Source organism: Piscirickettsia salmonis LF-89 = ATCC VR-1361, from assembly GCF_000297215.2.
In the GTDB taxonomy this organism is placed as follows: domain Bacteria; phylum Pseudomonadota; class Gammaproteobacteria; order Piscirickettsiales; family Piscirickettsiaceae; genus Piscirickettsia; species Piscirickettsia salmonis.
Genome location: NZ_AMFF02000135.1, coordinates 1 through 6,226 on the forward strand (window position 1 = coordinate 1; position 6,226 = coordinate 6,226).

A 6,226-nucleotide genomic window follows, 5' to 3' on the forward strand; every position below is an offset into this window, starting at 1 on the left:
TTAATCCAGCGCTATAACTGTTTTTTATTATTTTGACTCAGTCTAAGCTGCTTTTTCGACAATTGCATTTACTTTGACTGATTGGCCATTTGCGAGGATTAAATGGACTGGAATCATCTCCCCCAATGCGAAATTTTTTATTGGTTCTTGCAACTCAATGTGCACACTGCCAGGACGAAAATCACTATGACTGTTCGGGTGAATGGTGATTTTCTGAGTGTGGCGTTTTATATAGTTGCCTTGATGGAAACTGAAGCGGTTAAGTTTCGCACGTTTGCTGGCGGGTGAAAAAACACCGATAATTGTCACTGGGTATTTGAGACTATGGTTGGTTAAGTTCATATAGACTTCAAGCGTATTTGTTTGCTTTTGGTGAACGATCCTTGCCGTATCAATGCTGAGTTCAGGAGGTTTTGCTTTTAAGGCGCTTGCAAAACTTGTCAATGAGCATAAAAGTAATAGAAAACTCAGTGTATATGTTAATAAAATTATCGCTAATCGTCGCATATTAAGCCTTAATGTATAACCCTAATTTTAGATAATGTTAGAAAGAGTACATTTAAGGTGTAGGCGAAACTATTCAGGTTGGTCAAGTGCAGATGCTTTTGCCCAACGTTTGGGTAGTAAACTTTCGAGCTGATGACGTTCTTGTGTATTATTGGCTTCCTTCTTGTTACCTTGTAGCCTGCGATAGTGCCCTAAGCCGATGGTGTGATTTTTATAGTCAACAAAAACCGCTCCAGGTAATAGTTGCTTAATTTGGTCTTGATCCAGGCAGATTGCTTGGCGTTTTAAATAAAGTTCACGTTGTTCTGTGGTGAGGCTGACTTTATTTTTTTGAGCGAATGGCCCTAAAAACAGAGCACCTGCAGAGGTGACTTTAGGGTGATGGCCATGGGTATGAATAAGAGGTAAGCCGGCTTTAATAATAGGATTAAACTCAGTTGAGTGTGCTGAACTATTTAGGCGAATGTGCTGATTGTGTTGCCGCCAGTGATACTGTTTAAGAGCTTGTGAATTAATGCCAAAGCGTAAGTTTAACGCCTGGAGAAATTGCTGCTGCTCTTGAGGCTGAATTTGCTTGCTTGTTGTTATTACCGCTTGGCTTGTGGGTTTTGCCGGTGGTTTTAGGCGAGCTTGAGTTTGCATTTGATCTTGTTTTTGCATGAGAGCAATAAAAAAGCCACCCGTATTATTATGGTGAGGCCAAATACGAACCGCGTTGCTAATTTCGGGGTGATATTCTTGGCCTTGCCAATGAGTGAGGGCAGGAGTGGTTTTAAAAAACGGTATATGAATAGGTAGAATACGTAAATATGAGTGATTGTCTTGATTAAATTCTTGCAGCACGGCGTTAAGTACAGCTTCATTTTCCTCAGGAGCATAGGTGCAAGTGGAATATAAAATAGACCCACCCGGCTTGCATAACTGTATGGCACGGCGTAGTATGGCTTGTTGCTGTTTGGCTTGAGCTTGTAGTTTTTTTATTGTGAGTTGCTGCACTACGTTGGGATTCTTACGTAAAGTACCTTCGCAAGAACAAGGAACATCAGCTAAGATACGATCAAATATATTGTGAGTTGAGGGAATGCGATTGGCATGATGAGTGATGCTGGTAATATTAACAAGGCCGAGGCGTTGCGCATGTGAACTTAAAATACGCAGGCGTTGATGGCTGATATCATTGGCAAACACAGTACCGCTGTTTTGCATCTGGATGGCCATTTGCATGGTTTTGCCACCAGGGGCGGCACATAAATCAAGTATAATCTCTTGCGCTTGAGGCTTGAGGATAGATGCAGGCAGCATGGAGACTTCCTCTTGAATATGGCAAAGGCCCGCGATATAGCTCCAGTGCCGCCCCATTGTTTGTTGATTGAGGATGCGAAAGCCATTCGATGTCCAAGGGATACGTTGGTAATGAATCTGCTCATCATCAAGCAGTGCGGCAAAATCATTGCTGTTTATACGTAAATCATTCGACCAAAGACATAGCGGTAATGGTGTTGCGAGTGTATTTAAAAATGTATCAACATCATCGATGATCGTGTGGTAACGTTCGAAAAAACTCAGTGTTGAAGTTGGTGATGCTGTCATGCCTTTGCGCCTTTAGGGACATAGAAAAAAGGCATGGTAGCAAATTAAAATACTTTATTAAAGAGAGCTGCGCTAAGGTTAAATTGATTAGAGTGCAGATGGACGAAGTTTTAATGCGGTATTTGCCAATCGTTGACCCAGCGCGTGACAAAGGGCTATTTCATCCTCAGAGAGCTGATTATTGTTAGCCGTGCTGAGGTGAGATGCACCATAAGGAGTGCCACCTGTTGTGGTTGTCGTTAACGCAGGCTCTGCATAGGGGATACCGAGTAAACAGGCGCCATGATGAAGAAGAGGCAACATCATCGACAGCAAGGTGCTTTCTTGGCCACCATGCATTGAACTGGTTGAGGTAAAGACAGCGGCAGGTTTATCAATGAGTGTCCCTTGTAACCAAAGTTCTGTGGTTTGATCAAGAAAATATTTTAATGGCGCTGCCATATTACCAAAACGTGTAGGGCTACCTAAAGCGATACCCTGACAGTGTTTAAGATCATCTAGGGTGACATACGGTGCGCCTTGTCTAGGAACAGCCGCTTCGGTGGCCTCACAGGTGGCTGAAACCTCAGGCACTGTGCGCAAGCGCGCTTCAATGCTTGCGACTTTCTCAACTCCTCGAGCAATCTCGCGGGCTAGGTTAGCGGTTGCACCGTGGCGGCTGTAGTAGAGCACTAGAATATAATCCATCAGAGAATCTCCAATACGCGTTCAGGTGGGCGAGCAATAATGGCTTTATTATTGTAAATGACAATGGGGCGTTGTAGCAATTTAGGTGCTTGGATTAAATGATTAATCAGGCTCTTCTCATCGATGATTGTATTTAGCTTATGGGTTTTATAATAGTCTTCATTTTGACGGAGAATATCAGCAATGGATAAATCAAGCTGGTTTAATAATTGTTGAATTTCTTGCTCGCTTACACCTTGTTTTAGATATTCAATAATATTGGCTGTGTGGCCTTTCTCTTTGAGAATAGCGAGTGCGGCACGTGATTTACTGCAACGCGGATTGTGATAAATAGTGATTGTAGTCATGGTATTGCTATTGGTGTTTTCTATATGTTAATACATGATGTGGGTTATCATAGCAGCCCTTTTTGCTAACGGGCAAGCATTGCTAGTGATGATTTTAATCATAGTCAGCTATACTTTAGCTTAAGGGATCAATCATCGTGGATTATTGTTATGAGTGACTTACTTGCAGGTGTTGACCAGCGTACACAGCTTGCAGGGAAAAACCGCTTAGAGCTTTTGTTATTTAGCTTGCAAGGTAAGCAAGCATATGCCACAAACGTATTTAAAGTACGTGAGGTGATTCATTGTCCTAAACTCACTCGTACTCCTGGTCGTCATTCTGCTGTTATTGGTGTTGCTCATGTGCGTGGGCACAAGTCATTGGCGGTGATTGATATTGATTTAATGTTACATAACAAGCCGCTTATTAATCCTGAAGAGGGTGTGCTCATCATTACTGAATATAATCAAAATGTGCAGGGATTTTTAGTTAAGTCAGTCAATCGCATTATTAATACCTCCTGGGATAAAATTGAATCACCTGCTGGAGGGCTGGGGAGTAATCATTATTTAACCGCAGTTACACGCTTTCAAAGTGATGAAATTATTGAAATTATTGATATTGAGAAAATTTTAGCTGAGATTATTCCGCCGAATGTAACGATTGATGAAGAGATTCTTGAAGAGGAAGGGCTGGCGGATAAGGCAAAACGCTTTACGGTCTTTATGGTGGATGATTCGAGTGTGGCTCGCCAGCATTTGCACCGAATTTTAACGCAGGTTGGTGTGAATATTAACGTTGCTAAAGATGGTGCAGAAGCCTATGAGATGCTTTATAAAATCTCACGCGAAAATAAAAATTTTAAAGAGGATTACCTGGCTTTGATTACAGATGCAGAAATGCCGAATATGGATGGCTATACACTGACTAAGCGTTGTAGAGAAGATCAATATTTAAAAGATCTGCATATTGTGTTGAATACATCCATTTCAGGTGTTTTTAATCAGGAAATGGCGAACCGTGTTGGTTGCGATGCGTTTGTACCGAAAACCAGTCCCAATGAGGTGGCAACATTGCTGATTGATCTGATTCATAAACGTTTAGGTGAGGATGTTCCTAAGCGTGATCATCTTGCTCCAGCCTTAAAAAGTTAACATTAACTTTCTTATAGATATAATACAGCTTAAACCTTCTCTAAGCTTTATTTAAAAATTACTTAGTCTTGTCAGCACGATAACTGTTTACTTGGTATATTAGCTCTATAATTTATAATTTAGACTGAATGATGGTATTAGGTTAGAGCGTGATAATACATAGAATTTATTGTTTTTGGGCTTTTGTTTTAAGTTTAAGCGCTATGATAACGCCTGTGGTTGCTAATACTATTGTTGTACAACGGACAGGTTTAGCACGGCGGGCAGTGGTAGTACATCGGTCTTATCTTACATCATGCGCTAGAGAGAAAGTCGTACGTTATTATCACAGTCGAAAAGTTGTTGTTTATAGAAATAAGTGCAGGTAGTTTTATGCAAGTAAAGCGGTTCTCTATTGATAAAATAACCACGCGAATTATGGCGCTTTTTACACTTATTCTTTTAGCAGGGTGTACGGTTGCTCCAACACGCCATGCGCTACCCCGTTACCATCCTGCCTATGCTCACCCTAGAACTGTTGTAATATATCGCTGATTTTAATTGTTTTGCTTTCTAAGGTTATGGAAGCATGGTAGTTTTATCAAGGTCAAGTGGTTTGAATATTGTCTTGATAGGAGTTCATTGAACATGAATTATATTGATAGTCGCAAGTCAGGTGGCCCTGAAGTTTTACAATTGCAGCAAACGGATATTCCAGAAATTACCGCAAGTGAGGTATTGATTAAAGTCAAAGCAACTGGGGTCAATGGTGCTGATATTATTCAACGCAAAGGCTTTTATCCAGTGCCTGCTGACGCATCACCTATTTTAGGGTTGGAAGTGTCAGGGGTGATTGAGGCGGTGGGCGATAATGTCAATTCTTGGCAGGTCGGTGATAGGGTCTGTGCACTGACGAATGGGGGTGGTTATGCAGAGTATGTCAATGTTCCTGCAGAACAATGCTTGCCTATTCCTGATAATGTTTCACTCTTAGACGCTGCATCTTTGCTTGAAACCTATTTTACCGTTTGGTCAAATATGATTGATTTAGCCAAGTTAAAAAAAGGCGAACGCTTTTTAGTGCATGGTGGCTCAGGCGATATCGGTTCTACAGCCATTCAATTAGCAAAAGCTTTGGGTGCTAAAGTGTATACGACGGCAGGCAGTGATGAGAAGTGCCAGGTATGCAAAGCGCTGGGAGCAGATTATGCGATTAATTACCGGACAGAGGACTTTGTTGACATTGTTTCAGGCTCTAGTGATCAGCAGGGAGTTGATGTTATTTTGGATATGATGGGAGGCGAATACCTGAACCGTAATATAACCTGTGCAGCAGTAAATGGTCGTATTGCGATGATTGCATTTAGAGGTGGTGCACGAGCTGAAATAGACTGTAAGCAATTACTATATAAGCGCTTGACCTTAACAGGAAATGCTTTGCGTCCTCAGCCCTTGCCTATTAAAGCCGCTATTGCACAGAATATAAAAAATATAGTGTGGCCATTATTTTCTGCAAATAAATTAAAGCCAGTGATTGCAGCAGTCTTTCCCTTAGCTCAAGCAAATCAAGCTCACCAATTGATGGAGTCAAGTCAGCATATTGGTAAAATTGTGCTTGAGGTAAGCTGAAAATATAGAGGCATATAACGTTAGTTTTAGAGGTGAAGACTGTCTTTTTAGATTTTAAACTGATCTGGCAACCTTTTTCTAGACAAATTTTTGGTGATGTATCTTATTGATTGCTATGGTATAATTCGAAGCAAGTTAACAATAATTTAGAGATTTATCCATGCCTCATATCGAAGTCAATTGCCCACAATGCAGTGAGAATGATGTCATTAAATTTGGCAGGAACGCTTCAGGCAATCAGCGTTATAAATGCAAAAATACAGGCTGTGATAAAGATACATTCCTACTGAACTATAAGCGGCCAGGTGATTTGCCAGAGACAAAAGAAAAAATTATTGACTCACCTTACGCAC

The 6,226-nt window shown here is 41.0% G+C and carries 7 protein-coding genes; 3 read left to right on the forward strand and 4 right to left on the reverse strand.

What is annotated here, in order from left to right; genetic code table 11:
• Positions 1-42: 42 nt before the first annotated feature.
• The 4 genes from C200_RS11995 to arsC all read right to left on the reverse strand — a co-directional run bounded on the left by C200_RS11995 (position 43) and on the right by arsC (position 3,131).
• Entirely contained in the window at positions 43-507 is a 465-nt protein-coding gene (locus tag C200_RS11995) for a copper chaperone PCu(A)C (RefSeq protein WP_032126753.1), read from the reverse strand.
• Between the two features lie 69 nt (positions 508-576).
• Positions 577-2,097: an RsmB/NOP family class I SAM-dependent RNA methyltransferase gene (locus tag C200_RS14620; RefSeq protein WP_016211466.1), complete on the reverse strand. Its 1,521-nt coding sequence runs from the start codon at positions 2,095-2,097 to the stop codon at positions 577-579.
• A gap of 87 nt (positions 2,098-2,184) precedes the next feature.
• A complete protein-coding gene (gene wrbA, locus C200_RS12005) occupies positions 2,185-2,784 on the reverse strand; it encodes an NAD(P)H:quinone oxidoreductase (RefSeq protein WP_016211458.1) in 600 nt (199 codons plus the stop codon).
• Complete coding sequence (arsC, locus tag C200_RS12010) at positions 2,784-3,131, reverse strand: arsenate reductase (glutaredoxin) (RefSeq protein WP_016211464.1); 348 nt, start codon at positions 3,129-3,131, stop codon at positions 2,784-2,786. Before arsC ends, wrbA begins: the two co-directional genes overlap by 1 nt.
• A 150-nt stretch (positions 3,132-3,281) precedes the next feature.
• Between arsC and C200_RS12015 the strand changes: the two genes are divergently transcribed.
• The 3 genes from C200_RS12015 to C200_RS12025 all read left to right on the forward strand — a co-directional run.
• Positions 3,282-4,265, forward strand: coding sequence for a chemotaxis protein (locus tag C200_RS12015; RefSeq protein WP_016211465.1), 984 nt, complete (start codon positions 3,282-3,284; stop codon positions 4,263-4,265).
• Between the two features lie 627 nt (positions 4,266-4,892).
• Complete coding sequence (locus tag C200_RS12020) at positions 4,893-5,873, forward strand: NAD(P)H-quinone oxidoreductase (RefSeq protein WP_016211462.1); 981 nt, start codon at positions 4,893-4,895, stop codon at positions 5,871-5,873.
• Positions 5,874-6,033: 160 nt separating this feature from the next.
• Positions 6,034-6,226: IS1/IS1595 family N-terminal zinc-binding domain-containing protein (locus C200_RS12025; protein WP_033923787.1), on the forward strand; the 193-nt coding region annotated here is incomplete at its 3' end.